Here is a 26,355-nt window from a genome sequence, read left to right as displayed (position 1 = left end):
CCCCGCCGCCACTCGGGGATGGGGCACGGCCGTCGCCGAGTAAGACGCAATGGCCGCGCGCCGGGTTCCGGGGCGATCTCAACTGCCCCTGCCCTTCTCCGAGTACGTACCCACCTCGGTGGATATGACGCGTTGTCGAATGACGTCAGTCGACCTCTACCGGACACTCTCATGGTCATTTTCCGGCCAACTTCGAATCCCCACAGACACCATCAATCCCAATAGTCCAATGCTGGACATCCCCTTACTCGGGCGTGTACATGTGGAGACATTGATAGCGGCGCAACATGACATGGGGGTTTGCGATGCTATTGAACAAAACACAGAGGCCGGACGGCCGGGCAAAGGTGCTCGCCAGTACGCCGGACACCGCCTTCGAGCCCATACTCACCTGCGACGACGCGCGGACCGAGCCAGGCAGTCGGCCATGACCGCACCACAGTTGCCGAAAGTGGCCGGAATCAATCCCTCGCTCCCCGCTCCGGCGCACACTCCAGCGCCCGACGACGCTGACGGCCCCGCCGCCCCGGACGTCTCCGGCGCCCCGGACGCCCCCGCCGACGCCCCGCCGCCCACCGCTCCCGGCGCGGTGCTCCAGGACCGCCTCGCGGGCTGGGTCTCCGACCTCACCACCCTCCACGAACTCACCGAGCGGATCGCCCGGGCGGCCACCCTCGACGCCGCCCTGCACGAACTGCTGCGCGGCGGATCCGCCCTCGTCGGCGCCCGGCGCGGCCTGATCACCCTCCAGCCCGCCGACGGCCTCGGCCCCGTCACCACCGTCGGCCTCGGCCTCGGCCGCGCCGACCTCGGCCACATAGAGACCATCCCCCGCGCTTCCCTCGCCTACGGACGGCTCCTCGACGGCCTGCCCGAACCCGGCGCCACGGGCGAACCGGAGCCCGGAACGGAGCCCGGAACGGAGTCCGGAGCGGAACCGCCCGCCGGCCCCTGCCCGGACCCCGGCGCCCAGCCGTCCGTACGGCCCGGCATCGCCCACCCCGACATCGCCGGCGAACCGGGCAGCGACCCCCGCCACCGCGAGGTCGCCGCCCGCCTCGGCTACGCCGCCAGCTACGCCGTGCCGCTGGCCACCGACGCCACCGGCCGGCTCGGCGCCGCCGTCTGGCTCTACGACGAACCGGCCGAGCCCACCGGGCGCCAGCGCCACCTCATCGGCCTCTACTGCGCGTACGCCGCCGAACACCTCGCCCGCCACCTCGAACTCGACCGCGCCCGCGCCACGGTGGCCACCCTCCGCGAAGAGCTGCTGCCCAGCCGGCTGCCGCGCGTCACCGGGGTCCGGCTCGCCGTCCGGCACCGCACCGGGCCGCACGGCGGCGGCGACTGGTACGACGCGCTGCCGCTGCCCGAGGGCGCGCTCGGCCTCGCCGTCGGCGGCGTCACCGGCTCCGGCCCCAGCGCCGTCGCCGCGATGGGCCGGCTGCGGGCGTCCCTGCGCGCGTACGCCGTGATGGAGGGCGAGGACCCCGTCGCGGTCCTCTCCGACCTCGAACTCCTGCTCCGCCTCACCGAACCCGCCCGCTCCGCCACCGCCCTCTTCGCGTACTGCGAGCCGGCCCTCGTCCCCCGGCCGGACGGCACCCCCGCGCACAAGATCGTGCTGGCCGGGGCCGGCCACTGCCCGCCGCTGATCATCGGCGACGACCGCGCCGAGTACGTGGAGACGTCCCTCTCCGCGCCGCTGGGCATGCTCTCGTGCTGGGAGGCGCCAAGCGTCGAGCTGGAGCCCGGTTCCGGCGAAACGCTCCTGCTCTACAGCGACGGGCTGCTGCACCGCACCGGCGACTCGCTGGACCGCGCGTTCGCCCGGCTGCACGCCGCCGCCGCGAGCGTCCCCACCGCGCTGCGCGGCGACCCCGAGGCGGTCGTGGACCACGTGCTGCGCACGGTCCTGCCGGACGGTCTCGACGAGGCCGACAGCGACGAGGACGTGATACTTCTCGCGGCCCGCTTCGACTGAGCCGCCGCCCGCCCCGCCGTGGCCCGGCGCCCGTGCCGCGGGGCGCCTAACGGGTAGGTCACACCCCCCTCGGCCGCCCGCCACCCGCACATACGATGGAAGGCGGTCCAGATCGAGGAGGATGTCGTGACCGAGGAGCCCACCCCGGAGACCCCGGCGGCCGAGGAGCCCATCAAGCAGCGGAAGAACGGTCTGTACCCAGCCGTGTCGGACGAACTCGCAGAGAACATGAAGTCGGACTGGGCAGACACCGAGCTGCGCGATCTCGCGCCGATCGCCCAGGCCCCCGACACCGCCCGCCGCCGCGCCGCGCTCTCCGCGCGCTTCCCCGGCGAACGGCTGGTGATCCCGGCCGGCAACCTGCGCACCCGCTCGAACGACACGGAGTACGCCTTCCGCGCGTCCACCGAGTACGCGTACCTCACCGGCGACCAGACGCAGGACGGCGCCCTCGTGCTGGAGCCCGCGGCGGACGGCGGCCACGACGCCACCCTCTACCTGCTGCCGCGCTCCGACCGCGCCAACGGCGAGTTCTGGCTCGACGGCCAGGGCGAGCTGTGGGTCGGCCGCCGGCACAGCCTCGCCGAGGCCGAGCAGCTGCTGGGCATCCCCGCCGAGGACGTCCGCGACCTCCCCGGCCTGCTGCGCGCCGCCGCCGGCCCCGCCCGCGCCGTGCGCGGCCACGACGCGGGCGTCGAGGAGGCTCTGCGGGACAAGGTCACCGCCGAGCGCGACGAGGAGCTGCGCGTCTTCATCAGCGAGCAGCGCCTCGTCAAGGACGCCTTCGAGGTCGGCGAGCTCCAGAAGGCCGTGGACGCCACCGCGCGCGGCTTCGAGGACGTCGTGAAGGTGCTCGACAAGGCGGAGGCCACCTCGGAGCGGTACATCGAGGGAACGTTCTTCCTGCGCGCCCGCGTCGACGGCAACGACATCGGCTACGGCTCCATCTGCGCCGCCGGCCCGCACGCCACCACCCTGCACTGGGTGCGCAACGACGGCCCGGTCCGCTCCGGCGAGCTGCTGCTCCTGGACGCCGGCGTGGAGACCCACACCCTCTACACCGCCGACGTCACCCGCACGCTGCCGATCAACGGCACGTACAACGACCTCCAGCGCAAGATCTACGACGCCGTGTACGAGGCCCAGGAGGCGGGCATAGCGGCGGTCCGGCCCGGCGCGAAGTTCCGCGACTTCCACGACGCCTCGCAGCGCGTGCTCGCCGAGAAGCTCGTGGAGTGGGGCCTCGTCGAGGGCCCGGTCGAGCGCGTCCTGGAGCTCGGCCTCCAGCGCCGCTGGACCCTGCACGGCACCGGCCACATGCTCGGCATGGACGTCCACGACTGCGCGGTCGCCCGCACCGAGGCGTACGTGAACGGCACGCTGGAGCCCGGCATGGTGCTGACCGTCGAGCCCGGCCTGTACTTCCAGGCCGACGACCTGTCGGTGCCCGAGGAGTACCGCGGCATCGGCGTCCGCATCGAGGACGACATCCTCGTCACCGAGGACGGCAACCGGAACCTGTCCGCCGCGCTGCCGCGCACGGCCTCTGACGTCGAGGCGTGGATGGCCCGCGTCAAGGGCTGACCGGAGCCGCGCCCGTACGGCCGTACGGGTCGTACGGGCAGTCAGGGCCGTCAGGGCCGTACGGACATCAGTGGGCCCCGCCCCCTCGCGAAGGGGGCGGGGCCCACTGCCGTAGGGACGGCAGAACGCTCGGGACATCCGCCGTACGGGGCAGGGCGCTCAGGACGCCCGCCGTACAGGGATCGCGTTCAGGACATCCGCGCGAGCGCCTCTTCCAGCGTGGGCGCCGGGCGCAGCGGCTCGTCCAGGCCGACGATGCGCAGCATCCGCAGTGTCAGCGGCTGGTCGCAGACCAGATACAGCCGGCCGCCGCGCTCCGTCACCCGGGTGTGGAGGCGGGACAGCAGCGACAGGCCCGCGCAGTCGAAGAAGGTGGTGGCGTGCAGGTCGACGGCGAGCGTCGGGGCCGGCCCGCTGCTGACGGCGTCCAGCAGCGGACGCACTTCGGCCGCCGTCGCGATGTCGATCTCCCCTAGCGGTTCGGCCACGGTGAAGCCGTACGTGGCGTGGGTGCGCAGCCGAAGGTGGCTGCCGGCCCGGTACTCAAGGCCGCCGGCCGGCGCCGTCGTGAATCCGTCGTGAAATCCCCCGCCCATGGCGGCACCCCCTGGAGCAGTGCGCCCCTGTCCCTCACATGCGAGAACCTCGCGTTCAGGGACCGGGACCAGCGACAGTAACGATGTGCGGGTCATCGGGGCTGGGATGACACCCGGTCACCGTAGCGGCGTGGTGGTCGCCCGCGAGTTGCATGAACGATTCATACCCTCCACCAACCACTCGGTCGAGTGAATTACCGGAATTCTGCTTGAAATTAAGCGTGCCGGAGGATTTCCTCGCACCCACTCGGGCGGATCCCGGGGCCCGCACCCGGCCCGCGACACGGGCCGTCGGGCCGTTGCGAGGGGTACGACCGGCTGCCTACCCTCGCCCTATGAGCGGCCCATCGCGCGAGGAGCGGTTGTCACAGGCGTTCGTCGAGCTCACGGACACCCTGGTCGACGACTTCGACGTGGTCGACCTGCTGACGACGCTGGCCCTGCACTGCGTGGACCTGCTGGACGTGCGCTCCAGCGGCGTCATGCTCAGCGACCCGGACGGCAACCTGCGCGTCATCGGCGCGTCCAGCGAGGAGAGCCACGATCTGGACATCCGGGAGATCCAGTCCGACCAGGGCCCCTGCCTCGACTGCTACCGCACGGGCCGCATCCAGTCCGCGCCCGACCTGGACACCGAAACGCGCTGGCGCCGGTTCGTCCCCATGGCGCGCGCCCTCGGCTACCGGTCCATCCACGCCATCCCGCTGCGCCTGCGCGGCAGCGTCATCGGGGCGCTCAATCTGATGCGCACCGTCCCCGGCCACCTGCCCGACAGCGAACTGCGCACCGCTCAGGCCCTCGCCGACATCGCCACCGTGGGGCTGTTCTCGCACCGCCGGGCGGCCACCGCCGACCTCCTGACGGACCAGGTCCTCGCCGTCCGTACGAGCCGCTCGCACGTCGAACGGGCGGTGGGCATCGTCGCCGAGCACGGGCGGGTCGGCACCGCCGTCGCCTTCAGAGCCCTGCGGGAGCGTGCCCGCCAGGACGGCGTCCGCATGAGCGAACTCGCGCGCGACATCACCCTCGGCGCCTTCGACGTCGCCGCGCTCGACAGCCTGCTCGACGGCCTGCTCGACGAGCGCGACCAGGAGACCGGCTGACCCGGACGCCCCCTCCGGCGAAGCCCCCTCCGGCGTCGGCTCCGTACCCCGCTCGTTCCTCCTGTCGGTCCGGCTATAGCTGACGGCCCGTCAGGTGCCGGACCCCGGCGACCGCTCCGGCGGCGGGCCCGTCAAGCCGTCCGGGGTGTCGCCGGCGATGATCTGCCCGGCCAGCATGGAGATCTGCTCGCCGTGCCCGCGCGCGTAGGAGCGGATGGCGGTGAAGGCGCGGTCGGGCGAGGTGTCCCAGCGCTCGGCGAGGATGCCCTTCGCCTGCTCGATGACGATGCGGCTGGTCAGCGCGGCCTGGAGCTGGGTGCGCTCGGTCTGGGACCGCTCCAGCGTGCGCTGCTGGAGGATCCCGATCGTGGCGATGTCGGCCAGCGCCTGGGCGAGCGCCGTGTCGTCCTCGCCCAGCAGCACGCGATCGGTGTGGAAGAGGTTCATCGCGCCCACGACGCGCTGGCGCAGCCGCAGCGGGAACGCGTGGGTGGTGGCGAACCCGGTCTCCCGCGCTCGGGCGGCGAACGGCGTCCAGTTCGCCGTGTCCGTGGGGCTGGCGAGGTCGATGTTGATACGGGCGGCTCCCCGCGTGTAGCACTCCACACAGGGGCCCTGGTCGTGCTGGAGGGCGAACAGCTCCAGCAACCGGGTGTGCTCGTCGGACGCGGCGATGGTCTGCAGCGTGCCGTGCGGGTCCGCCAGCAGAATCCCGGCCGCCGCGACGTCCAGCAGGTCGACGCAGCGGGCGGAGAGTTTCTGGAGGAAGTCGATGATGTCGAACTCGTCGACGAGGGTGTCCGCCAGCTCGACGAACACCTCGGAGACCTGTTGTTGGCGGGACATACTCGTCATCCCCTGTTCCCTTCGGACCCCTGCGGCCCGTTCGTAGGTTCGCTGAAGCGGAGCCGACGTGCCACCACGTCCCGGGACAGTTCCACGATCGGCTGGTCGCGGCTGAAGGCCATCGCGCGCATCCGGAGCAGCGCCTCCCCCAAGGACACCGACAGCTGCACGCTGACCATGCCCGTCGCCTGGTGCACCACGGCCTGATGCCACTGCCCCGGGGACTCCGCCGACAGCGATCCGACCGACATGGCGGTGTGGCCGTCTTCGAGCGCGATCGCGGTGAGCGCGGAGGCCAGGGCGAGGCAGTCGTCCAGTTGCTCGCCGGTCAGCGGGCCCGGCCGGGAGCGCAGCAGCGTCAGCGCCCCGACCTGGATCGCGCCGACGCCGAGGGGAAAACTGAACACGGCCCCCACCGGCAGCGCGCTCGCGGCGGGCAGCAGCAGCGGCCACCGGTCCGCGCGGACGGCGTCGAGATCCGGCACCAGCACGGCGCTGCCGTCGCGCATCGCGTCGGGTTCGGGCCCCTCGCCGAGGGCGGCCTGGAGGTCGGTGAACGCGGTCGCGATGTCGCCGTGGGCCCACAGCCGCTCGGTGTGCCGCGTGACTCCGGTGTCCACGGTCATGGTCACCGTCACGCCGTCGGCTCCCAGCGCCTCGGCGAACAGCTCCGTCGGATCGTCGAAGTCCGCCGCACGCAACACGCTCAGGACCCGGGCCATCTGGTCGCTGATCATGCCCTTGCTCCGCTCCGAGTTCCGCAAAGCTTCCGGACGCCGCGCCGGTACCGCACGGCCAACATTAGCCGTACCCCGCGAGGGCCGACAGTTGTCACGAATCCGGCTCCCATCGCCGCACACCGCCGCACGAAATGCCGCACGTTCACGCATGAAACGCGCACTGCCGCACGGAATGCCGCACGCTCACGCGCGGAGCGCCGCGCTCCCCCGCACGGAATGCCGTACGCGCCGTCAAGCCCCTCACCACACGGCGACCCGAGGGCTACTGTGAGGACAGCTGCCCCGGACCCCGGCCGCGTACGGGCGCGAGGAACGCCCACCGGACTCCCGGACGCTCGCGCGACGGCCCTTCCGCGCCCCCGGCGCCCTACCGCTCCACACCACCCAGTACGTGGAGAACCGTCATGATCGTCTTCGTCGTCACGCTCTTCGCGGCGCTCGTCGCCCTGGGCTTCGCCTACCCCCTTCTGTGGGTGGCGGCGGCCCTGCTGCTCTTCGCCTTCACCCGGTACGGCACCCTCAGCGGACTGCGCCTACGCGACGACCCGGGGTACCGGGAGTACCGCGAACGCCGCGTCCGGCAGGACCGCTACGACCGCCGCTACCGCCGCGAACAGGCCCGCTGGGGCCGCCGGGCCGACGGCCGGCTCAAGGAACCGGCCGGGTCTTCGGACCGGAACACGGGCCCCCAGGGCAAGGACAAGTCCCAAGGGGCCGAGGGGTCCGAGGAGTCCAAGGAGTCCAAGGGGCAGAGCCGGGCCGAGGGCGGCAGCCGGGCCCGGTAGCGGGCTCGCGGCGGTCCGCCGCCCCGTACCGGTCGCTGTACCGGCCGTACCGGTCGCTGTACCGGCCGCCCAACAAGGACGGCGCCCCGGTCACGAAGCTCTCAGCAGCGCGCCCTCCCGCCACTTGAGGATCTTGTCGAAACTCACCACCACCCCCGGGTGCCCGGAGCGGTTCCGGACCCGGACATGGTCGGTGAGGGACTCGATGAGAAACAGCCCCCGGCCGTGTTCAGCACGGTCAGGGGCCGGTTGGTGCGGTCGCGTGGACGTGCGGCGACCGCGGGCCCGGAGCTTGTCGGCTACACCTGGACCGGAGTCGATGACCTCGATACGGCATGTGTCGCCGTCGATGCGGGCGGTGACGCGGTAATCCTCGGCGGAATCGTCACCCCCGTGCTCGACCGCGTTGGCACACGCCTCGCTGAGGGCCACCGACAGGTCGTAGGAGATGTCCGGATCGACCCCGGCCGTCTCCATGGTGCCGAGCAGAAGCCGCCGGGCGAGCGGAACGCTCGCAGCTTCGCGCCGCAAATGGAGTGACCACCAGATGCTCATGCTTCAGCCTCCTGGCTGCGGCTCGACATACCGATACGTATAGCCAGCCGCAAGGGTCCGTAAGCGTACGGGTGGTGTGAGACCGCTCATTCGGCGGATGTGAAAAATTGGCGCGCCAGTGTATGGCGGCGAGCCCGCGTGCGCCGGTGGACCCCGACGCGTCCGCCCCCTGCCGTAGGACGGCGGTGAGCGCGGTGGGATGATGACGCAGCCATGTCTGCCTCCGCCACCGTCCCCGTCGCGCGCGCCGGCGCCGATCTGCGGCTGCTGCGGACCGCGGTGTTCACCGCGGTCTGCGTCCTGCTGTCCGCGGGCGGGCACGCGATGGCGTCCTGCGCGAGCGTCCCGGCGTGGACCCTCGCCGCCGGATTCGCGGTGCTCTTCGCGGTCGTCGCGCCGCTCGCCGGGCGGGAGCGCTCGCTGCCCGGCATCGCGGCCGTCCTCACCGTCGGACAACTCGGCCTGCACGCCCTCTTCGGGCTCGGGCAGGGCGCGCTCGCCATGGCCGCGCCGACACCGGCGTCAGACGGCTCCGAGGGCCGGCTGATCGCGTTCGCCGCGCAGCTGATCTGCAACCACCCCGGCCGGCTGACCGCCGCCGAAGCGCACCGCCTGGTGGCGGACTCCGGCATCAGCCCGTCCACCGTCCACTCCATGACCGGCGCGGCCGGCATGCCGGCGGACGCCGCGGGGCTGTCGCATCTCGCCCTGCTCCAGAGCCTGCTGCCCACCCTCCCCATGGTCCTCGGCCACCTCCTCGCCGGGCTCGCCGCGGGCTGGCTGCTGCGCCGCGGCGAGGCCGCGCTGTGGCGGGCGGTCCGGCTCTCCGCGCAGGCCGCGCACCTGATCGCGGACACCGCGCTCGTCCTGGCCCTGCGCGCCGCGCTGCGCCTCGTACGGGCCGCCCTGCGCGCCGGAGCGGACGAGGAGGCGGCCGCGGCCACCGTACGCAGGCCCGTCCGCCGCTCGTACGAGAACGACGAAGCCGCTCCGCGGGAGCCCGTCCTCACCCACAGTGTGGTCCGGCGGGGGCCGCCGCACTGCGCCTTGGCGGCCTGACACACGCGACGCGTTCCCGGCGACCGGCCGGGTGGGCGCTCGCGCGGCCGCCGTACGCGCACGCGCCCCACCCACCCCGTCGTCCCCTGTGAAGGGTTCACCGTCATGACCACCACGCGCCCCGCACGCCGCGCCGCGCTCCGCCGTCTCCCCCTCGTCTCCGCCCTCGCCGGCGGTACCGTGCTGCTGCTCGCCGGACCCGCCTTTGCGCACGTCAGCGTGCAGCCGGGGACCGCCGAGAAGGGCGGCTACACCACCGTCGCCTTCAAGGTCCCGAACGAGAAGGACAACGCCTCGACGGTCAAGCTCGAAGTGACCCTCGACCCCAAGCACCCCCTGCCGTCGGTCTCCACGCAGCCCGTGCCCGGCTGGGACGTCAAGGTGGACAAGACCAAGCTGGACAAGCCCATCAAGACGGCCGACGGCATGGTCAACGAGGCCGTCACCAAGATCACTTGGACCGGCGGGAAGATCGAGCCGGGCAGCTTCCAGCAGTTCCCCGTCTCGCTGGGCCCGCTGCCCAAGGACGCCGACCAGGTCGTCTTCAAGGCGCTCCAGACCTACTCCGACAACGACGTCGTGCGCTGGATCGACGCCAGCACCCCCGGCGGCGAGGAGCCCGACCACCCCGCGCCCGTCCTGAAGCTCACCGCGCCCGCCGCCGACAAGGGCAGCGGCCACGACAGCAAGGACGGCCGGTCCGACACGGCCGCGACCGCCGGCTCGAAGACCTCCGGCGACGGCGGCTCCGACACCACCGCCCGCGTCCTCGGCATCGTCGGCATCGTCGTCGGCGTGGCCGGCGTCGCCTACGCCGTGTTCACCGGCCGCCGACGCTCCCGCGCCTGACCGCCGGGAACGGGCCCCGGACCGGCCGCCGACGGCACGCGGGCACCGGCTGACCGCCCGCGCCGGGCCCCCGGCATACGGTCCGAACGGGGCGGCGGAACCGACCTCCGCCGCCCCGCCACCCCATCCGACACACCTTCACGCTTACGGAGAAGAACTCCATGCGCACCAAGATCCTGGGCGCGGCACTCGCCGCCACCGCCGCGCTCTCCCTCACCGCCTGCGGCTCCGACTCCGGCTCCGACGGCTCGAAGGGCGACAAGCCCGCGATGTCCGTCTCCGGGGCCGACAAGAGCACCGGCGCGCTCACCCTCGACACCACCAAGGCCAAGCCCGACCTGGTCGTGACCGACACGGACGACAAGAAGTACGACCTGATCAAGGAGACCAAGGGCCGCCCCGTCCTCCTCTACTTCGGCTACACCTACTGCCCCGACGTCTGCTCCACCATCGTCGCCGACATGGCCGCCGCCGCGAAGAAGCTCCCCAAGGCCGAGCAGGACAAGCTCCAGATGGTCTTCGTGACCACCGACCCCGCCCGCGACACCCCCAAGCGGATGCGCGCATGGCTCGACGCCCAGGGCGGCCAGAAGGTCATCGGCCTCACCAGCGACTTCGCCACCATCCAGGCCGCCGCCAAACCGCTGGGCATCTTCGTCGACAAGCCGAAGAAGCAGAAGGACGGCTCCATCACCGTCAGCCACGGCGCCGAGGTCGTCGCCTACTCCCCCAAGGACGACAAGGCGCACTGGATCTACACCGCCAAGAGCACCGCCGCGGACTACACCCGCGAGCTCCCGAAGATCGTCAAGGGGGAGAACCCCTGATGCGCAAGGCCACCGTCGCCACCGCCGCCGGCCTCCCCCTCGTCGTGGCCGCCGCTCTCGTCGCCGTCGCCGGCTGCGACTCCGGCGACTCGTCCAAGCCGGACCGCGCCGAACTGTCCGTCAGCGGCGGCTACGTGCCCAAGCCCGCGATGGCCGACATGGCCGCCGCGTACTTCACCGTCAAGAACGACGGCGGCAAGGCCGACCGGCTCACCTCCGTCAGCAGCCCCCTCTCCCCCGACGTCACCATGCACGTCACCGAGGGCTCGCAGATGAAGGAGGCCAAGTCGCTCGACGTCCCGGCGGGCGGCGCCCTCACCCTGGCCCGCGGCGGGAACCACCTGATGCTCGGCAAGCTCGGCCATCTGCCCAAGGTCGGCGAGAAGGTCGAATTCACGCTGCACTTCGCCGACTCCAAGTCCATCAAGGTCAAGTTCCCGGTCGAACCTCCGACGTACCGCCCCGAGGACTGACGCGCGATGCCCCTGCCCACCGCCCGCCGGCTGCTGCCGATACTCGGGGCCCTCCTCGCCGCGCTGCTGTGCGCGCTGACCCTCGGCGCGTCACCGGCCGCCGCGCACGCCGCGCTCACCGCCACCGACCCCGCCGACGGATCGGTCGTCAAGACCGCGCCCCAGCGGGTCAAGCTCACCTTCTCCGAAGGGGTGCTGCTCAGCGCCGACTCCCTGCGGGTCCTCGACCCGCAGGGCAAACGCGTCGAGGAGGGCAGGGCCGCCCACGCGGACGGCGCGTCCGACACCGCCGCCGTCGCCCTGCGCGGCGGGCTCGCCGACGGTACGTACACCGTCGCCTGGCAGGCGGTCTCCGCCGACAGCCACCCGGTGGGCGGGGCCTTCACCTTCTCCGTCGGCGCCCCGTCCAAGACCACCGTCAAGGCCCCCGCCGCCGACGTCGACCCGACCGTCGAAGCCCTCTACGGCATCGGCCGCTACGCCGCCTACGCCGGCTTCGTCCTCCTCGTCGGCGGCTGCGTCTTCGCGGGCGTCAGCCGCTCCTCGCGGGCCGTGCAGAAGATCGCCGTCGGCGGCTGGGTCACCCTGTTCGCCTCGACCACCGCGCTGCTGCTGCTCCGCGGGGCCTATACGAACACCAAGGGGCTCGGCTCCGTACTCGACTTCTCGCTGCTCGGCGGGGTGCTCTCCACCAAGCCCGGCGCGGCCCTGCTGTCCCGGCTGCTGCTGCTCAGCGCCGCCGCCGTCTTCCTCGCCGTGCTCTTCGGCTCGTACGCGCCCGGGGACGCGGGGGACGCGGCTTCGCGTGAGCGGGAGCGCAAGGGGGACGCCGGGGCCGACCGGCGCGGTCTCGCCTACGGGCTCGCCATCGGCGGCGCCGTCGTCGCCACCGGGCTCGCCGCCACCTGGTCCCTCGCCGAACACGCCTCCGTCGGCATCCAGCCCTACCTCGCGATGCCCGTCGACATCCTCCACCTGCTCGCCGTCGGCGTCTGGCTCGGCGGGCTCGTCGCCCTCCTGGTCACCCTCCGCTCCGACACGCCCATCCGGCGCGCGGCCGTCCAGCGCTTCTCCCGGCTCGCTTTCGCGTCCGTCTGCGTGCTGGCCGCCACCGGTACGTACCAGGCGTGGCGGCAGGTCGGCACATGGGGCGCGCTGACCGGCACCGCTTACGGCCGGTGGCTGCTCATCAAGATCGGCCTCGTCGCCGTCGTGGTCGGCCTGGCCTACTTCTCCCGGCGCTGGACCAACCGCCTCGCGGACGGCGCGGATGTCCGTAAGAAGACGAAGACGTCTTCCAAGGCCGCCAAGGTCACCAAGGCCACCGAGTCCGCCAAGGCGGCTGAGAAGGCGAAGGCGGAGAAGGCGAAGGTGGGCGTCGGCGGCGGGGGCTCCGCCGAGCGCAGCGCCCAACTCGCCCGGCAGCGCGCCGCCATGGACCGGGCCGCCGGCCTGCGCCGCCGCGACGCCGACGAGAACCGCACCGGACTGCGCCGCTCCGTACTCGCCGAGACCGGCGTCGCCGTCGTCCTGCTCGCCGTCACCACCGTGCTCTCCGGCACCCAGCCCGGCCGCGCCGAGACCGAGCAGAAGCAGGCCGCCGCCGGCAGTTCACCGTCCGGGACCGCCTCCGCCGGGCCCGTGGAAGTCAAGATCCCCTACGACACCGGCGCCGCCGGCGGCCGCGGCACCGCCCACATCACCATCGACCCCGCCCGCTCCGGCGACAACACCGTCGAAGCCCACACCACCGACCCCGCCGGACGCCCCATGGACGTACCCGAGCTGGAGATCTCCCTCACCGAGAAGGAGAAGAAGATCGGCCCGCTGCACACCGCCCTCAAACGCCAGGCCGCCGGGGACTGGAAGGCCACCGGCTTCCAACTGCCCATGGCCGGCGCCTGGCAGCTCACCCTGACCGTACGAACCTCCGACATCGACCAGGTCACGGAGATCAAGAACGTGAAGATCAACTAATGACGACCGAACACCCCATCACCAGGCGGCGCCTGCTGGGAACCGCGGGCGCGGCAGGCGCCGCGGGGCTCGTCGCGGGCGGCGCGGGCGGCGCGTTCACCGCACAGGCCGTACGGTCCGACCCGCCCGCCGCCCTCACCACCGTCGGCTCCACCGCCGTGGCCTTCCACGCCGACGGCCGCGCCGCGCACCAGGCCGGCATCACCACCCCGCTCCAGGCCACCGCCCACCTCGTCGCCTTCGACCTCGCCCCCGGCGGCGACCGCAAGAGCGCCGCCGCCCTGCTGCGCCGCTGGTCGAAAGCGGCCGAGGAACTCATGGCGGGCAAGGCCCCCAAGGAGGACAGCGGCGTCGCGTACGACGCCGGCCCCTCCTCCCTCACCATCACCTTCGGCCTCGGCCGCACCTTCTTCGACCGCACCGGACTCACCGCGAAGCGGCCCGCCGCCCTGGAACCGCTGCCGCACTTCACCGCCGACGCCCTCGACGCGAAGCGCGGCGAAGGCGACCTGTGGATCCAGATCGGCGCCGACGACGCCCTCGTCGCCTTCCACGCCCTGCGCACCCTCCAGAAGGAGGCGGGCGACGCGGCGCGGCTGCGCTGGCAGATGAACGGCTTCACTCGCACCCCGGGGGCGACCGCGAAGCCGATGACCGTACGCAACCTCATGGGCCAGGTCGACGGCACCAACAACCCGCACCCCTCCGACAAGGACTTCGACGCCCGCGTCTTCGTCCCCTCCTCCGGCGGCCCCGAGGCGGAGGCGTGGATGGCCGGCGGTTCGTACGCCGTCGTCCGGCGCATCCGGATGCTGCTCGACGACTGGGACCACCTCTCGCGGGAACGCCAGGAACGGGTCATAGGGCGTCGCAAGTCGGACGGCGCGCCCCTGTCGGGCGGTACGGAGACGACGCCGGTCGACCTCGACAAGTTCAACAAGGACGGGTCCATCGCCATCGCGGGCGACGCCCATATCCGGGTCGCGGCGCCGGAGTCCAACCACGGGGCGGCGATGCTGCGGCGCCCCTTCTCGTACCACGACGGGTTCCTCGACGACGGGGCGCCGGACGCGGGGCTGCTCTTCGTCTGCTGGCAGGCCGATCCGATGAAGGGGTTCGTGCCGGTGCAGCGGAAGCTGGACCGGGGGGACGGGCTCTCCCGCTTCCTGCGGCACGAGGCGAGCGGGCTGTACGCGGTGCCGCCGGCGCCGAAGCCGGGGTCGGGGTCGGGGTCGGGAGCGTATGTGGGGCAGGCGCTGCTGGAGGGGTGACGGGCTTGTGCCGTGGCTGTAGTCGTGGCCGTGGCCGTGGCCGCCCGCCTCGCTGCCCGTTGACGTCGACTGCTGGTCGTCAGCCGTCTGGTCGTAGATCGGCTGGTCGTAGGCCGCCTGGTCGTCCGACGGCCGGACGGCGGGGCGGGCGGCGCGGGGGCTGAGTATCGTGACGGGTTCCCCAGCCCGCCCGGTCCGTTCCCTTGTTTCCCTGTTGCTTCCCCCTTCTCCCCCCTTCTTCCCCTTCCCTCTCCCCCTTCCCTGTGATTCACGAGGAGCCAGCGTGATGTCGGCCAGCCGTTACACCTATCTGGGCCCCGAGGGCACGTTCACCGAAGCCGCCCTGCGAACGCTGCCGGAGTCGGCGACGCGCGAGCTCGTGCCGATGGTGTCTGTGCCGACGGCGCTGGACGCCGTGCGGGGCGGCGAGGCGGCCGCGGCCCTGGTGCCGATCGAGAACTCGGTGGAGGGCGGCGTCACCGCCACCCTCGACGAACTCGCCACCGGCGAACCGCTGATGATCTACCGCGAGGTGCTGCTGGACATCGCCTTCGCGCTGCTCGTACGGCCCGGCACCGCGCTCGGCGACATCAAGACCGTCACCGGGCACCCCGTCGCCCAGCCCCAGGTCCGCAACTGGCTCGCGGCCAACCTGCCCGACGCCCTGTGGGAGTCGGCAGCCTCGAACGCGGACGGCGCGCGGCTCGTCCAGGAGGGCCGCTACGACGCTGCGTTCGCGGGGGAGTTCGCCGCCCCGACGTACGGGCTCCAGCCGCTGGTCACCGACATCCACGACGCGCGGACCGCGCAGACCCGGTTCGTGCTGGTCGGCCGCCCGGCCCGGCCCGCGGCGCGTACGGGCGCGGACCGCACCTCGCTGGTGATCTGGCTCGGCGACGACCATCCGGGCGCGCTGCTGGAGCTGTTGCAGGAGTTCGCGGCGCGCGGGGTGAACATGATGCGCATCGAATCGCGGCCGACGGGCGAGGGGATCGGGCGCTACTGCTTCTCCGTTGACTGCGAGGGGCACATCACGGACCGGCGGGTGGGCGAGGCGCTGATGGGGCTCAAGCGGATCTGCCCGAAGGTGCGGTTCCTCGGGTCGTACCCGCGCGCGGGGGTCGACGCGTCGGATGCGGCGCTGCTGGGGGAGGTACGGCCGGGGACGTCGGACAGTGAGTTCGAGGTGGCCGCGGACTGGCTGGCGCGCTGCCAGGACGGGCGGGGCTGAGCGGCGCCGGCGTGTGGTGGGCGGCGGGCCGGCGGGCTCCCGCTTCGGAGGGCTGCTGACGGGGCTGCTGGTGGGGATGTTGATGGGGGCTGTTGATGAGGGCTGTCGCCGAGTCTGTTGATGCGGGCTGTTGATGGCTCTCTGTGCACCTGTGCACAACCCTGCGAGTTATCCACAGGCCCTTCGCCATCCTGGGGACAAGTCGACACGGCGGCCCGGAATCATCGACAAATCTCTCTAGCCACCGCTCCGCCATCCACAGCCCCGCCCACCGTGACCGTCACCTCAATTCTCTCGTTCAACCCTTTTGAGCGATCCATTCCCACCCGAATGAGCGCGTGAGCCCGGTTTGAACCAGAAATTCCTCGCCTACCGCAGAACGGGCAGAACGATCACCGTCAACATCCACAGAACTTGCTCACACCCTGTGGATAAAGGAAATTCAATCCCCACGACCTGTGGACAACCGCGGCCAACTGCCGCCGCACACAAGGCGGGACGACGGTCGGCCTCTGACCCATTCACCCCTTTTCGGTCACCGTTCGGAAATTCCCCGGCCACGCTCCGTTCGCCGCATTCACTTCTTTTTGACTTCCGGCAAAACGGTCATAACGACACGCAAAGGAATATCGCTTCGCTCTGCCGGAGCGCGCGAAGGTAACCTGAGGGGGTGATTGACCTTCGCCTGCTCCGTGAGGACCCCGACCGTGTCCGCGCCTCCCAGCGCGCCCGTGGAGAGGACGTCGCGCTCGTCGACTCACTCCTCTCCGCCGATGAGCGGCGCAGGTCGTCCAGCGTGCGCTTCGACGAGCTGCGCTCCGAGCAGAAGTCGATCGGCAAGCTCGTCCCCAAGGCCGCCGGCGACGAGAAGGCCGAGCTGCTGAAGAAGGCCGGCGAGCTGTCCGCCGCCGTCAAGGCCGCCGACGCCGAACAGGGCGAGGCCGCCGAGGAGACCCAGCGCCTGCTGCGGCAGCTCGGCAACCTCGTCCACCCGGACGTGCCCGTGGGCGGCGAGGAGGACTTCACCCTCCTGGAGACCGTCGGCACGCCGCGCGACTTCGCGAGCGAGGGGTTCGAGCCCAAGGACCACCTGGAGCTCGGCCAGGCGCTCGGCGCCATCGACGTGGAGCGGGCGGCCAAGGTGTCCGGCTCGCGCTTCTACTACCTCACCGGGGTCGGCGCGCTGCTGGAGCTCGCGCTGGTCAACGCCGCCATCGCGCAGGCCACCGAGGCCGGTTTCGTACCGATGCTCACCCCCGCGCTGGTCCGCCCGCACGCCATGGAGGGCACCGGGTTCCTCGGCCAGGCCGCCGAGAACGTGTACCACCTGGAGAAGGACGACTACTACCTCGTCGGCACCTCCGAGGTGCCGCTCGCCGCGTACCACATGGACGAGATCCTCGACGCGTCGCAGCTGCCGCTGCGCTACGCGGGCTTCTCGCCGTGTTTCCGCCGCGAGGCCGGCACGTACGGCAAGGACACCCGCGGCATCTTCCGGGTGCACCAGTTCGACAAGGTCGAGATGTTCTCGTACGTCGACCCCGACGACGCCGAGGCCGAGCACCAGCGGCTGCTGGACTGGGAGAAGCAGTGGCTGACCGGCCTGGAGCTGCCCTTCCAGGTCATCGACGTGGCCACCGGCGACCTCGGCTCCTCCGCCTCCCGCAAGTTCGACTGCGAGGCGTGGATCCCCACCCAGGGCAAGTACCGCGAGCTGACCTCCGCCTCGAACTGCAATGAGTTCCAGGCCCGCCGGCTCTCCGTCCGGATGCGCGACGGCAAGCACGTCAAGCCGCTGGCCACGCTCAACGGCACGCTGTGCGCCGTGCCGCGCACGATCGTCGCGCTCCTGGAGAACCACCAGCAGGCCGACGGAACGGTGCGGGTGCCCGAGGTGCTGCGTCCCTACCTCGGCGGGCGGGAGTTCCTGGAGCCGGTCGCCAAGTGAGCGCCGCCGCCCCGCCGCCGTACCGGCTCGTCGCGACCGACCTCGACGGCACGCTGCTGCGCGCCGACCACAGCGTCTCGGAGCGCACCCGCGAGGCCCTCGCCCTGGCCACCGGCGCCGGGGCGGCGCACATCGTGGTCACGGGCCGCGCCGTGCCGTGGACCAAGCACATACTGGACGCGCTCGACTACCAGGGACTCGCGGTGTGCGGGCAGGGCGCGCAGCTCTACCACGCGGGCGAGCAGCGGCTGCTGACCTCCGTCACCCTCGACCGGCAGCTCGCCGGGCTGGCCCTCGCCAAGATCGAGGCGGAGGTCGGCCCGCTCTACCTGGCCGCCAGCCGCGACGGCCTCGACGGCCAGGTCGTCGTCGGCCCCGGCTACCGCAGCCAGGAGGGCCCGCTGCCGGTCACCCCGCTCAAGGAACCGGCCGACCTGTGGTCCGCGCCCCTGAACAAGATCTACCTCCAGCACCCCGAGCTGTCCGACGACGCCCTCGCCGAGATCGCGCACGCCGTCGCCGGCGGCCTGGTCGGGGTCACGATGGCCGGCGCGGGCATCGTCGAGCTCCTCCCCCTCGGCCTGACCAAGGCCACCGGCCTCTCCCTCGCCGCCCGCCGCCTCGGCATGAAGGCCGCCGACACGGTCGCCTTCGGCGACATGCCCAACGACCTCCCCATGTTCGGCTGGGCCGCCCACGGCGTCGCCATGGCCAACGCCCACGACGACCTCAAGGCCGTCGCGGACGAGATCACCGCCTCGAATGAGGACGACGGGATCGCGGTGGTTTTGGAACGCCTCTTCGGCTGAGGCCGGCTGAAGGCTGGGTGACTGCTCGAAATGGCTTTCGAGGGGGACAGCTTGTCCCCCTCGAAAGGGTTTTCGAGCGAAGTTATCCACAGGCTGCCGCCCAGCTCAGGCCGGGGGCCCGGAGTGAGCGCCTCCGGATGGGATCACCTGTCCGCAGTAACCGTACGTTTGTCGGCTCGTTGTCCCTGGTGCGCGGAGGCAACTGGAGTTCGAGGCGTCGAGGGTTCGTGAAGTAGAGGAAGGCCGGTCGACAGAGCCGGTCATAGGGTTTGTGGCCACGTGAGCAGCTTCCGCTCCTGCGCCCTGGATACGGGCTTCCACCGAACCGTTCCGGACCAAGGAAGGCATCCTCATGCCACCGGAAGCTGCACTGCTGGAGTCGCGCGCGATGCGCGACAGCGTCATGGGGCACGTAGAAGTGCTCGACAAGGTGGGAGCGCTGCGGCTGCTCCCCGACGGGATCCACATCACGACGGAGGACGTGGCCGCGTTCTTCGAAATCCACAGGGAGGCTGTGCAGAAGGTCGTCCAGCGTCACCGCGACGAGCTGGAAGACAACGGCCTGCGGGTTGTTCGAGGCGATGACCTGCGAATGTTCGAGATGGACATCTTGTCCATCTCGAAGGGAAATTCGAATGAGGGTTATCCACAGGTCCGCTCAAACCTGACCCTCTTCACCCGCAGGGCCGTCCTCAACGTCGCCATGCTGCTGCGCGACAGCGCCGTCGCCCAGCGCGTGCGTACGTACCTCCTCGACGTAGAGGAGCCGTACCGCGCGAGCGGGCAGCAGGAGCCGTCGCCCGGCTACGCCTCGCTCGACCGGCGGGTGACCGCCCTTGAGACGTGCATGGCCGGCGTCGGCACGGCGCTGCGGGAGCTGGGGCCGGTCATCGGGCGGATCTCGGCGCGGTTGGACCGCATCGATCAGCGGCTCGACGGCATCGATGACCGGTTGAACGGCATCGACCACCGGCTCGACGATTTCGACCGGCGGCTGCATGCCACGAATCGCGTCGTCTGCGCGATGAGTGAGCGCTTGGCCGCGCTCACTCCGCCGCATCGGCGTCGGCGTCACCGCTGACAGCGGCGCTGCTGACGTGATGAAACCGCGGCGGCTCGGACCCGGCCTAATGGTCGGGGCCGGGCCGCCGTGCCATGGAGTGGTGGAGGCGGCGAAGTTCGGACAGCGGCAGGAAGCGCCAAGGCCGGCGGCCCCGGGTCAGCGGCCAGGCGGACAGGCCCAGCGCCAGCGAGATGGCGTGGCCGATGTCGGTGTAGCTGGCGTCCGCGAGGAGGGGGAGGGCGAAGAAGAGGACCGTGCCGGTGGCGTAGAGCCAGCGCCAGGGGCGGGGGAAGCGGTAGGTGAGGAGGCCCGCGGCGGCGGCGAGGCCGTAGGAGACGCCGATGTCGACGACGTGCTTCATCGAGTGCGGCAGGGAGTGGTCGCGGATGGCCAGGAGCAGGACTTCCTGGCTGATCAGTGTGGCCGCGATGTGGGCGATGGCGACCGTGAGGAGCCAGCGCAGGGTGCCGACCCAGCGTTCGACGTTGGCGTGGGCGACTTCGAAGAGGCCCGCGTAGAGGAGGAACGAGGACGGGCTCTCGATCCAGAATCCGCTGATGAGCAGGGACTGCGTGGGGTGTTTGTCGAGTTCGTGGATGTTGCTGCTGGTGCGGTGCAGGAGGAAGGTCTCCAGGCCCTGGCTCGCGGCGGCGATCACGAGGCTGGTGATGCCGATGATGAGCAGCCAGATGTGGGTGCCGGGGGCGGACCGTACCCAGGTGCGTACCGCCCGTGCGGCGCGTACGGCCGGCGGGAAGTCGGCGGAGACGGCCCGTGCGCCGCGGGCGAGCGGGTCGAGTTCCTGCCGCTCCGGGGCGAGCCCTTCGCGGTCGCCGCCGTTCATGGGCGGCTTCGCCGCCGTGGTGCGGCGAAGTACGGGCCCGCGGACTTGACCTGCCGGATGACCGGGGACGTCTCCATCCGCTGGACGGCCGACAGCGAGGCGACGCGCGACGTCAGGTAGGCGTACAGGGCCTGTACGTCGGCACAGATGGCGACGGCCATCAGGTTGTACGGGCCGGTGATGGCGCAGGCGAAGGCGATCTCGGGGTGGCCGGCCAGCGCCTCGCCGGTCTCGTGCACGGCGGCGGGCGGCACGGAGAGCATCAGGACGACGTGCGTGCCGTGGCCGAAGGCGCGGGGGTCGTAGTCGATGTCGAAGAACAGGACGCCCCGCGACCGGAGTTCGGCGAGGCGGCGGCGTACGGTCGACTGGGACCAGCCGGTGACGGCGCTCAGCTCGGCGAGCGGGGCGCGGCCGTCGCGGGCGAGCGCCGCGCACAGCCGCTCGTCGGCGGCGCTCAGCACGGGGGGCGGGCCCGCGCCGGGCCCGGTCTCCGGTTCGTAGGCGGTCAGCCGCTCGATCTGGTCCGGGGTCAGCGACTCGGACTTGTTGACGAGCCCCTGCGGGCCGCCGAAGAACTCGTGGATGAGGCAGTGCGCGGTGATGCCGGTCACCTGGGGCGTCCGCGGCAGTTTCTCCAGCAGCAGCGCCTCGCCGTCCCGGTCGCTGGCGACGCGCGTGACGGCGGCGATCTCGGTGCCGCCGGACAGCAGGCTCACCCAGGAGGTGTCGGGGCGGCGGGCGAGCGCCTCGGCGACGGCGGTGGCCGCGTCGGGCGTGCAGTGGACCCGTACGAGCCAGACCGTCTCGCCGAGCACGCCGGGGGCGGTGAGGCCGAGTACCTTGATCGCGCCGCTGGTGCGCAGCCGGGTGTAGCGGCGCGCGACGGTCTGGTCGGAGACGCCGAGCACCTCGGCTATCCGGCTGAAGGGGGCCCGCCCGTCGAGCTGGAGCGCGTGGACGAGCCGCAGGTCGAACTCGTCGCGGCTGTCGGTTTTCACCACATGAGGCTAACCGGTGTCGGATAACGCCGCCCCGCGGGCCGTGGCTGTGTGCAAAACCGGGTTGCGGCCGACGGTGGTGGTCACGGGGCCCGCGGCAGAGACGGGCCGCCTCTCTTCGGGAGCAACACATGCGGAACCCGCGCAGCGGTCCGGGCGGCGGCCCGGACGGCGCCGCACGCGGCAAATGGTGGCCGCTCGTCGCCATCACCCTCGGCAACTTCATGCTGCTGGTGGACGTCACCATCGTCAACACCGCCCTGCCCCAGATGGCGCACGGGCTGAACACGTCCTTCTCCTCGCTCCAGTGGGTGATGGACATCTACGCGCTGGCGCTGGCCGCGCTGCTGATGGTGGCCGGTTCCGCGGCGGATCTCTTCGGCCGTCGCCGGCTGTACGTACTGGGGCTGATCGTCTTCGCGGTGTCCTCGCTGGCCTGCGGCCTGGCGCCGGACGGGACCGTGCTGATCGTGGCGCGGGCCGTGCAGGGCGCGGGGGCGGCGGCGATGTTCGCCACCAACACTCCGCTGCTGATGGCGACGTACTCGGGCCGGGACCGCGGCGTCGCGTTCGGCGTGTGGGGCGGTACGGGCGGGGCCGCGACGGCGGTCGGACCGCTGCTGGGCGGGTTGCTGACCGAGTACGCGGACTGGCGGTGGATCTTCTGGGTCAACCTGCCGCTGACCGCCGTCGCGGTGTGGGCCACCCTCCGTTCGGTCAAGGAGTCGCGCCTGGAGCCGACCGGCCCGCGGGGGACCCGGCCGGGCATCGACTGGCCGGGCGCGATCTCGTTCACGGTGTGCGCGGGCGGCCTGACGTACGGGCTGATGCGCGGCGGCGAGCACGGCTGGTCGGACTCCGGCACCCTGGCGGCGCTGCTGGTGGCGCTCGCCGCGCTGATCGTCTTCCTGGCCGTGGAGCGCCGGGCCCGGCAGCCGCTGTTGGAGCTGAAGCTGTTCCGCCGCCCGTCGTTCGCGGTGCTGATGGCGGCGGCCCTGCTGCTTCAGGCGGCGGCGTTCCCGTACCTCACCTACGCCGGGCTGTGGTTGCAGACGGTGCTGGGGCTGTCCCCGATGCAGGCGGGGCTCGCGGTGATGCCGATGGCCGCGGTGTCGCTGGTGGTGGGCGCCGTGGGCGGCCGACTGCTGCACCGGGTCGCTCCGCAGCTGCCGCTGGGCATCGGCATGGTGTTCATCGGCGCGGGCGCGCTGACGCACTCGCTCCTGCTGTCCGCCGACTCGGGCTGGGCCGCGCTCGCGCCGGGGCTCGCCCTCGGCGGGCTCGGCGTCGGAATGTCCATGCCGGTGCTGGTCTCGGCCGCCCTCGGCGCGGCCCCGCCGGAGCGCGGCGGGATGGCGAGCGGCGCCGTGAACACCTTCCGGCAGATGGGGTACGCGCTCGGGATCGCGATCCTGGGCATGGTCTTCGCGAGCCGGGTGCGCGGCATGGTCTCGGGCAGCGACGCGCTTCCGGCGGACGCCGGGGGCCGGGCAGCCGAGGCGATCAGCGGCGGCCACTCCGGGGAGATCGTCGCCTCGGCCCCAACGGGCGCGGCGCGGCAGGGCGTCGAGTCGCTGGTCCACGAGTCGTTCGTGGCCGGGCTGGACCGCATCTGCCTGATCTCGGGCATCGTGGCGGTGGCCGCGGGGCTGGTGGTCCTGGCCGTGGTGCGCCGGAACGAGCCGGAGGCGGCTTCGGGGCCGAAGGCGGAAGCGGGCCCCGACGGCGGGGATGGCGGGGGCGGGGGCGGCGACGGCGACGGCGACGGCAACGGCAACGGCAACGGCAACGGGACTGTGGGGCGTCCGGAGTCGGAGCGGGTGGGGGCGTAAGGGGCACGTGGGGCGCGGGGTTGGCGGGCGGCTGGTGGGGGCGCTCGTATGGACCCCGCGCCCCTACCCGTACGGAGCCACGCCCCTACCCGTACGGAGCCACGCCCGTACCCGTACGAGGCCGCTCCCGTACTCGGACGGTTTCGTACGCGCGTACAGCCGCTCCGTAAGGCCGAAGGCCGTCTGTGACGTACGGCAGACCGTCGGATACGTACGGCTTCCGCCGCCTCCGGCAACGGCCGTCACGGCTCCGTCGGCGGCCGGCCCTTCCGCTCCACGGCGAGCGATCTGAACTTCCGGGCGGCGGCGGAGAGATAGATGTCGTCGCGCCAGACGAGGGACAGGGTGCGGTCGCAGTGCGGGGCGTCGAGGCGGAGGAGGGCGACGGGGGAGTGGCTGATCGCGCCGCGCGACATGGCGGGGAGGAGGCCGATGCCGAGGCCCGCGCTGATCAGCATCGGGGCCGCGCCGGGCTCGTCGCCCTCGCAGCCGATGGTGGGCACGAGCCCTTCGGCCGCGAACAGGCGGTCCAGCAGGGTGCGTTGCCAGTGGCCGGGGCGGGTGGCGATGAAGGGTTCGTCGGCGAGGGCGCGTACGCCGACGCTCTCGCGGCCGGCCAGCGGGTGGCCGAGGGGGACAGCGAGGAGCACTTCTTCGCGGAGGAGTTCGACGGAGCCGAGGGACGGGCCCGTGAGGGTCTGGGAGGCGAGGCAGAAGTCGACTTCGCGGGCGCGGAGTTGGCGGCCCATGGCCTCGGCGGTGGACTGGAAGAGGCGGACGCGGATGCCGGGGTGCCGGCTGCGGTACTCCGCGAGCAGGCCGGTGAGCGAGAGCAGCGTCTCGGAGGCGAGGGCGATCGTGCCGTGGTCGAGTCCGGCCGCGTCGGCGAGTTCGCGGCGCCCGTCGTCCAGTTCGCCCAGCGCGCGGTCGACGCGGTGCAGGAAGGCGGCGCCATACCGGTTGAGGCGCACCTGGCGGCCGTGCCGGTCGAAGAGCCGCACGCCGAGTTCGGCCTCCAGCCGGGCGATCGTGCGGCTCACGGAGGGCTGGGCGACGCGCAGTTCGGCCGCGGCCCGGCTGATGTGCTCGTGCCGCGCCACGGCCTGGAAGCAGCGCAGCGACAGGAGGTCCATGGGTGTCCTCGTCTCATGCCTTTCCGGACATGATCACATGGCGGAATTGGTCATGGAACGCATGAGGTTCGTGGCCTACCGTCGATCTCGCAGGTCATGACGGACGGTTACGCACGCACACCGCCCCGTTATCCGCATGGCGGCTCATAGCCGACTCGAAGACAACTCGCATACACCTCGTAGACAACTCGTAGCAGACAACTCGTAGAGGGGTCACAGCACATGAGCGACACCGACACCAGCGCGGACACCGACTCCGACACCGATACCGATACCGGCACCACCCCGGCGGCCTCCGCTTCCGCGTCCCCTCCCCCGCCCGGTTTCGTGAGCTATGTGGAGAGCATCCTCGCGGAGCTGGCGCGCGACCCGGGGCGCACGGTCGTGACGAAGGCGAACGGCGAGCACGTCACGGCGGGCGAGTTCCGGGACGAGACCTACCGGTTGGCGGCGGAACTGGCAGCCCGCGGCGTCGGCCGCGACTTCACCGTCGCCATGCTCGTGGGCAACCGGCCCGAGGCGCTCAGCGCGCGGTACGCGGCGAACCTGCTCGGCGCGCGCGTGGACTACCTCTATGTGGGCATGGCGCCCGAAGTGCTGGCAAGGGTCGCGGAGAGCGTCGACACGGAACTCCTGCTCGTCGATCCGGAGCTGGCCGAGGGTCCGCGGGAGCTGGTGTCCCGGCTGCCCGGAGTGCCGGTCGCGTCGTTCGGCCCGAGCGGGCTCGGCGACGACCTGCTGGCGTGCGCGGCGCGGCGGCCGGCCGACCCGGTGCCGAACGCGGCGCACCCCGAGGACGACTGGGCCATCCGGCAGACGGGCGGCACCACGGGCGTCCCCAAGGGCGTGTGCATGGCGCAGGGCCCGTACGCCGAGCACCTGAAATACCCCATTCCCGGCGCCGGCCACCCGTCCCGCTTCCTGGCCGCCACCTCGCTCGCCCACCTGTCCGGCGTGCTCGCCGACATCACGCTGGCCGGGGGCGGCTCGGTGGTGCTGCAGCGGTCCTTCGACGCCGGCCAGGTGCTCGCCGCGATCGAGCGGGAGCGGATCACCCACATCTGGCTGCTGCCCCCGCTGCTCTACGAACTCCTCGACCACCCCGACCTGGCCACCACCGACCTGTCCTCGCTCGGCCGCGTCACCTACGGCGGCTCGCCGGCCTCGCCGAGCCGGCTGCGGCAGGCCCAGGAGGCGCTGGGGCCGGTGCTCTACGGCGCGTACGGGCAGTCCGAGGCGGGCTGGATCAGCGCGGTGGGCCCCGACGAGCACGAGCTGACGGGCCACGGCGGCCAGGTCACGGTCGGCAGGCCGATGGGCGGCGTGCGGATCGAGATCCGCGACGAGGCCGGGAACGCGCTGGCGGCGGACCGCATAGGCGAGATCCACGTGGCCACCCAGATGATCATGAGCGGCTACTGGAAGCAGCCGGAGCTGACCGCCCAGACCCTGCACGACGGGTGGGTGCGCACCGGGGACGTCGGGTATCTGGACGCGGCGGGCTATCTGTACATCGTCGACCGGATCAAGGACATGATCATCGTCGTGGGCGGCCATGTGTACCCCGGCGAACTGGAGGACCTGCTCCTGACCCACCCCGCCGTCGCCCAGGTCGCCGTCTTCGGCGTGCGCGGCGCGGACGACGTGGAACAGGTGCACGCCGCGATCGTCCCCGCGCCGGGCCACAGCGTGGACCGCGACCTGATCCGGGAGTACGTGACGGAGCACAAGGGCCCGATGTACGCCCCGGCCGCCGTCCACTCACTGCCGCGCATCCCGCTGACCTCGGTGGGCAAGCCGGACAAGAAACTGCTGCGGACGACGTTGGGGGAGTGACGCCGTACG

The 26,355-nt window shown here is 72.1% G+C and carries 23 protein-coding genes; 16 read left to right on the top strand and 7 right to left on the bottom strand.

Translation table 11 applies throughout. The annotated features are described in order from the left end of the window. Positions 1-229 precede the first annotated feature (229 nt). A complete protein-coding gene (locus tag AB0I22_RS02215) occupies positions 230-1,984 on the top strand; it encodes a SpoIIE family protein phosphatase (RefSeq protein ID WP_363128679.1) in 1,755 nt (584 codons plus the stop codon). Positions 1,985-2,110: 126 nt separating this feature from the next. Further along, positions 2,111-3,568, top strand: a complete 1,458-nt coding sequence (locus AB0I22_RS02210; protein WP_363128678.1) for an aminopeptidase P family protein — start codon at positions 2,111-2,113, stop codon at positions 3,566-3,568. A 188-nt stretch (positions 3,569-3,756) separates the two neighbouring features. On the opposite strand, the gene AB0I22_RS02205 is transcribed toward AB0I22_RS02210, so the two are convergent. Further along, positions 3,757-4,164, bottom strand: coding sequence for an anti-sigma factor antagonist (locus tag AB0I22_RS02205; RefSeq protein WP_363128677.1), 408 nt, complete (start codon positions 4,162-4,164; stop codon positions 3,757-3,759). A 335-nt stretch (positions 4,165-4,499) separates the two neighbouring features. On the opposite strand from AB0I22_RS02205, the gene AB0I22_RS02200 reads away from it, so the two are divergent. Beyond that, positions 4,500-5,267 carry a GAF and ANTAR domain-containing protein gene (locus AB0I22_RS02200; RefSeq protein WP_363128676.1) on the top strand — a complete coding sequence of 256 codons (768 nt, stop codon included), beginning with the start codon at positions 4,500-4,502 and terminating at the stop codon, positions 5,265-5,267. A gap of 90 nt (positions 5,268-5,357) precedes the next feature. Here AB0I22_RS02200 and AB0I22_RS02195 read toward each other — a convergent pair whose 3' ends face one another. Together AB0I22_RS02195 and AB0I22_RS02190 are read right to left on the bottom strand one after the other, a co-directional pair. After that, on the bottom strand, positions 5,358-6,122 hold the full coding sequence (locus AB0I22_RS02195) for a GAF and ANTAR domain-containing protein (RefSeq protein ID WP_363128675.1): 765 nt from the start codon (positions 6,120-6,122) through the stop codon (positions 5,358-5,360). Next, a complete protein-coding gene (locus AB0I22_RS02190) occupies positions 6,119-6,850 on the bottom strand; it encodes a hypothetical protein (protein ID WP_363128674.1) in 732 nt (243 codons plus the stop codon). The genes AB0I22_RS02195 and AB0I22_RS02190 overlap by 4 nt, the downstream gene beginning before the upstream one ends. 407 nt (positions 6,851-7,257) lie before the next feature. On the opposite strand from AB0I22_RS02190, the gene AB0I22_RS02185 reads away from it, so the two are divergent. Beyond that, on the top strand, positions 7,258-7,638 hold the full coding sequence (locus tag AB0I22_RS02185; RefSeq protein WP_363128673.1) for a hypothetical protein: 381 nt from the start codon (positions 7,258-7,260) through the stop codon (positions 7,636-7,638). 90 nt (positions 7,639-7,728) lie between these two features. On the opposite strand, the gene AB0I22_RS02180 is transcribed toward AB0I22_RS02185, so the two are convergent. After that, positions 7,729-8,193 carry an ATP-binding protein gene (locus AB0I22_RS02180; protein ID WP_363128672.1) on the bottom strand — a complete coding sequence of 155 codons (465 nt, stop codon included), beginning with the start codon at positions 8,191-8,193 and terminating at the stop codon, positions 7,729-7,731. A 213-nt stretch (positions 8,194-8,406) separates the two neighbouring features. Here AB0I22_RS02180 and AB0I22_RS02175 point away from each other — a divergent pair, with 213 nt between their 5' ends. The 10 genes from AB0I22_RS02175 to AB0I22_RS02130 all read left to right on the top strand — a co-directional run bounded on the left by AB0I22_RS02175 (position 8,407) and on the right by AB0I22_RS02130 (position 19,718). Continuing rightward, positions 8,407-9,252: a hypothetical protein gene (locus tag AB0I22_RS02175; protein WP_363128671.1), complete on the top strand. Its 846-nt coding sequence runs from the start codon at positions 8,407-8,409 to the stop codon at positions 9,250-9,252. Between the two features lie 105 nt (positions 9,253-9,357). Next, positions 9,358-10,101, top strand: coding sequence for a YcnI family protein (locus AB0I22_RS02170; RefSeq protein ID WP_363128670.1), 744 nt, complete (start codon positions 9,358-9,360; stop codon positions 10,099-10,101). A gap of 161 nt (positions 10,102-10,262) precedes the next feature. Then, positions 10,263-10,928 (top strand): SCO family protein, encoded by a 666-nt coding sequence (locus AB0I22_RS02165; protein ID WP_363128669.1) that lies wholly within the window; start codon positions 10,263-10,265, stop codon positions 10,926-10,928. Then, positions 10,928-11,401: a copper chaperone PCu(A)C gene (locus tag AB0I22_RS02160; RefSeq protein ID WP_363128668.1), complete on the top strand. Its 474-nt coding sequence runs from the start codon at positions 10,928-10,930 to the stop codon at positions 11,399-11,401. Before AB0I22_RS02165 ends, AB0I22_RS02160 begins: the two co-directional genes overlap by 1 nt. Positions 11,402-11,407: 6 nt before the next feature. Beyond that, on the top strand, positions 11,408-13,378 hold the full coding sequence (locus AB0I22_RS02155; RefSeq protein WP_363128667.1) for a copper resistance protein CopC: 1,971 nt from the start codon (positions 11,408-11,410) through the stop codon (positions 13,376-13,378). Continuing rightward, the gene (gene efeB, locus AB0I22_RS02150; RefSeq protein WP_363128666.1) at positions 13,378-14,649 is read left to right on the top strand and encodes an iron uptake transporter deferrochelatase/peroxidase subunit; all 1,272 of its coding nucleotides are present in this window, start codon (positions 13,378-13,380) and stop codon (positions 14,647-14,649) included. Before AB0I22_RS02155 ends, efeB begins: the two co-directional genes overlap by 1 nt. A gap of 286 nt (positions 14,650-14,935) precedes the next feature. Then, positions 14,936-15,880, top strand: a complete 945-nt coding sequence (pheA, locus tag AB0I22_RS02145) for a prephenate dehydratase (RefSeq protein ID WP_363128665.1) — start codon at positions 14,936-14,938, stop codon at positions 15,878-15,880. A gap of 670 nt (positions 15,881-16,550) precedes the next feature. Next, positions 16,551-17,828 (top strand): serine--tRNA ligase, encoded by a 1,278-nt coding sequence (gene serS, locus AB0I22_RS02140; protein ID WP_363128664.1) that lies wholly within the window; start codon positions 16,551-16,553, stop codon positions 17,826-17,828. Next, entirely contained in the window at positions 17,825-18,637 is an 813-nt protein-coding gene (locus AB0I22_RS02135; protein ID WP_363128663.1) for an HAD family hydrolase, read from the top strand. The genes serS and AB0I22_RS02135 overlap by 4 nt, the downstream gene beginning before the upstream one ends. A gap of 388 nt (positions 18,638-19,025) precedes the next feature. Then, positions 19,026-19,718 (top strand): hypothetical protein, encoded by a 693-nt coding sequence (locus AB0I22_RS02130; RefSeq protein ID WP_363128662.1) that lies wholly within the window; start codon positions 19,026-19,028, stop codon positions 19,716-19,718. A 46-nt stretch (positions 19,719-19,764) separates the two neighbouring features. On the opposite strand, the gene AB0I22_RS02125 is transcribed toward AB0I22_RS02130, so the two are convergent. Then, entirely contained in the window at positions 19,765-20,544 is a 780-nt protein-coding gene (locus tag AB0I22_RS02125; protein ID WP_363128661.1) for a rhomboid-like protein, read from the bottom strand. After that, a complete protein-coding gene (locus AB0I22_RS02120; RefSeq protein WP_363128660.1) occupies positions 20,541-21,545 on the bottom strand; it encodes an Lrp/AsnC family transcriptional regulator in 1,005 nt (334 codons plus the stop codon). The genes AB0I22_RS02125 and AB0I22_RS02120 overlap by 4 nt, the downstream gene beginning before the upstream one ends. Positions 21,546-21,676: 131 nt before the next feature. Here AB0I22_RS02120 and AB0I22_RS02115 point away from each other — a divergent pair, with 131 nt between their 5' ends. Continuing rightward, on the top strand, positions 21,677-23,377 hold the full coding sequence (locus AB0I22_RS02115; RefSeq protein WP_363128659.1) for an MFS transporter: 1,701 nt from the start codon (positions 21,677-21,679) through the stop codon (positions 23,375-23,377). A 242-nt stretch (positions 23,378-23,619) separates the two neighbouring features. Here the strand turns inward: AB0I22_RS02115 and AB0I22_RS02110 are convergent, their stop codons facing one another. Beyond that, positions 23,620-24,510, bottom strand: a complete 891-nt coding sequence (locus tag AB0I22_RS02110) for a LysR substrate-binding domain-containing protein (RefSeq protein WP_363128658.1) — start codon at positions 24,508-24,510, stop codon at positions 23,620-23,622. 222 nt (positions 24,511-24,732) lie between these two features. On the opposite strand from AB0I22_RS02110, the gene AB0I22_RS02105 reads away from it, so the two are divergent. Next, a complete protein-coding gene (locus AB0I22_RS02105) occupies positions 24,733-26,346 on the top strand; it encodes an AMP-binding protein (protein ID WP_363128657.1) in 1,614 nt (537 codons plus the stop codon). Positions 26,347-26,355 lie beyond the last annotated feature (9 nt).

Origin of the sequence: Streptomyces sp. NPDC050610 (assembly GCF_040654875.1) — a bacterium.
Classification (GTDB): Bacteria; Actinomycetota; Actinomycetes; order Streptomycetales; family Streptomycetaceae; genus Streptomyces.
This window is presented reverse-complemented; position numbering and strand designations above follow the sequence as displayed.

Excerpts from the sequence above, each read along its gene's own strand:
- AB0I22_RS02215 (WP_363128679.1), top strand. The coding sequence starts at position 230 with ATGCTGGACATCCCCTTACTCGGGCGTGTACATGTGGAGACATTGATA.
- AB0I22_RS02205 (WP_363128677.1), bottom strand. The coding sequence starts at position 4,164 with ATGGGCGGGGGATTTCACGACGGATTCACGACGGCGCCGGCCGGCGGC.
- AB0I22_RS02200 (WP_363128676.1), top strand. The coding sequence starts at position 4,500 with ATGAGCGGCCCATCGCGCGAGGAGCGGTTGTCACAGGCGTTCGTCGAG.
- AB0I22_RS02195 (WP_363128675.1), bottom strand. The coding sequence starts at position 6,122 with ATGACGAGTATGTCCCGCCAACAACAGGTCTCCGAGGTGTTCGTCGAG.
- AB0I22_RS02190 (WP_363128674.1), bottom strand. The coding sequence starts at position 6,850 with ATGATCAGCGACCAGATGGCCCGGGTCCTGAGCGTGTTGCGTGCGGCG.
- AB0I22_RS02185 (WP_363128673.1), top strand. The coding sequence starts at position 7,258 with ATGATCGTCTTCGTCGTCACGCTCTTCGCGGCGCTCGTCGCCCTGGGC.
- AB0I22_RS02180 (WP_363128672.1), bottom strand. The coding sequence starts at position 8,193 with ATGAGCATCTGGTGGTCACTCCATTTGCGGCGCGAAGCTGCGAGCGTT.
- AB0I22_RS02175 (WP_363128671.1), top strand. The coding sequence starts at position 8,407 with ATGTCTGCCTCCGCCACCGTCCCCGTCGCGCGCGCCGGCGCCGATCTG.
- AB0I22_RS02170 (WP_363128670.1), top strand. The coding sequence starts at position 9,358 with ATGACCACCACGCGCCCCGCACGCCGCGCCGCGCTCCGCCGTCTCCCC.
- AB0I22_RS02165 (WP_363128669.1), top strand. The coding sequence starts at position 10,263 with ATGCGCACCAAGATCCTGGGCGCGGCACTCGCCGCCACCGCCGCGCTC.
- AB0I22_RS02160 (WP_363128668.1), top strand. The coding sequence starts at position 10,928 with ATGCGCAAGGCCACCGTCGCCACCGCCGCCGGCCTCCCCCTCGTCGTG.
- AB0I22_RS02155 (WP_363128667.1), top strand. The coding sequence starts at position 11,408 with ATGCCCCTGCCCACCGCCCGCCGGCTGCTGCCGATACTCGGGGCCCTC.
- efeB (WP_363128666.1), top strand. The coding sequence starts at position 13,378 with ATGACGACCGAACACCCCATCACCAGGCGGCGCCTGCTGGGAACCGCG.
- pheA (WP_363128665.1), top strand. The coding sequence starts at position 14,936 with ATGTCGGCCAGCCGTTACACCTATCTGGGCCCCGAGGGCACGTTCACC.
- AB0I22_RS02130 (WP_363128662.1), top strand. The coding sequence starts at position 19,026 with ATGCGCGACAGCGTCATGGGGCACGTAGAAGTGCTCGACAAGGTGGGA.
- AB0I22_RS02125 (WP_363128661.1), bottom strand. The coding sequence starts at position 20,544 with ATGAACGGCGGCGACCGCGAAGGGCTCGCCCCGGAGCGGCAGGAACTC.
- AB0I22_RS02115 (WP_363128659.1), top strand. The coding sequence starts at position 21,677 with ATGCGGAACCCGCGCAGCGGTCCGGGCGGCGGCCCGGACGGCGCCGCA.
- AB0I22_RS02110 (WP_363128658.1), bottom strand. The coding sequence starts at position 24,510 with ATGGACCTCCTGTCGCTGCGCTGCTTCCAGGCCGTGGCGCGGCACGAG.
- AB0I22_RS02105 (WP_363128657.1), top strand. The coding sequence starts at position 24,733 with ATGAGCGACACCGACACCAGCGCGGACACCGACTCCGACACCGATACC.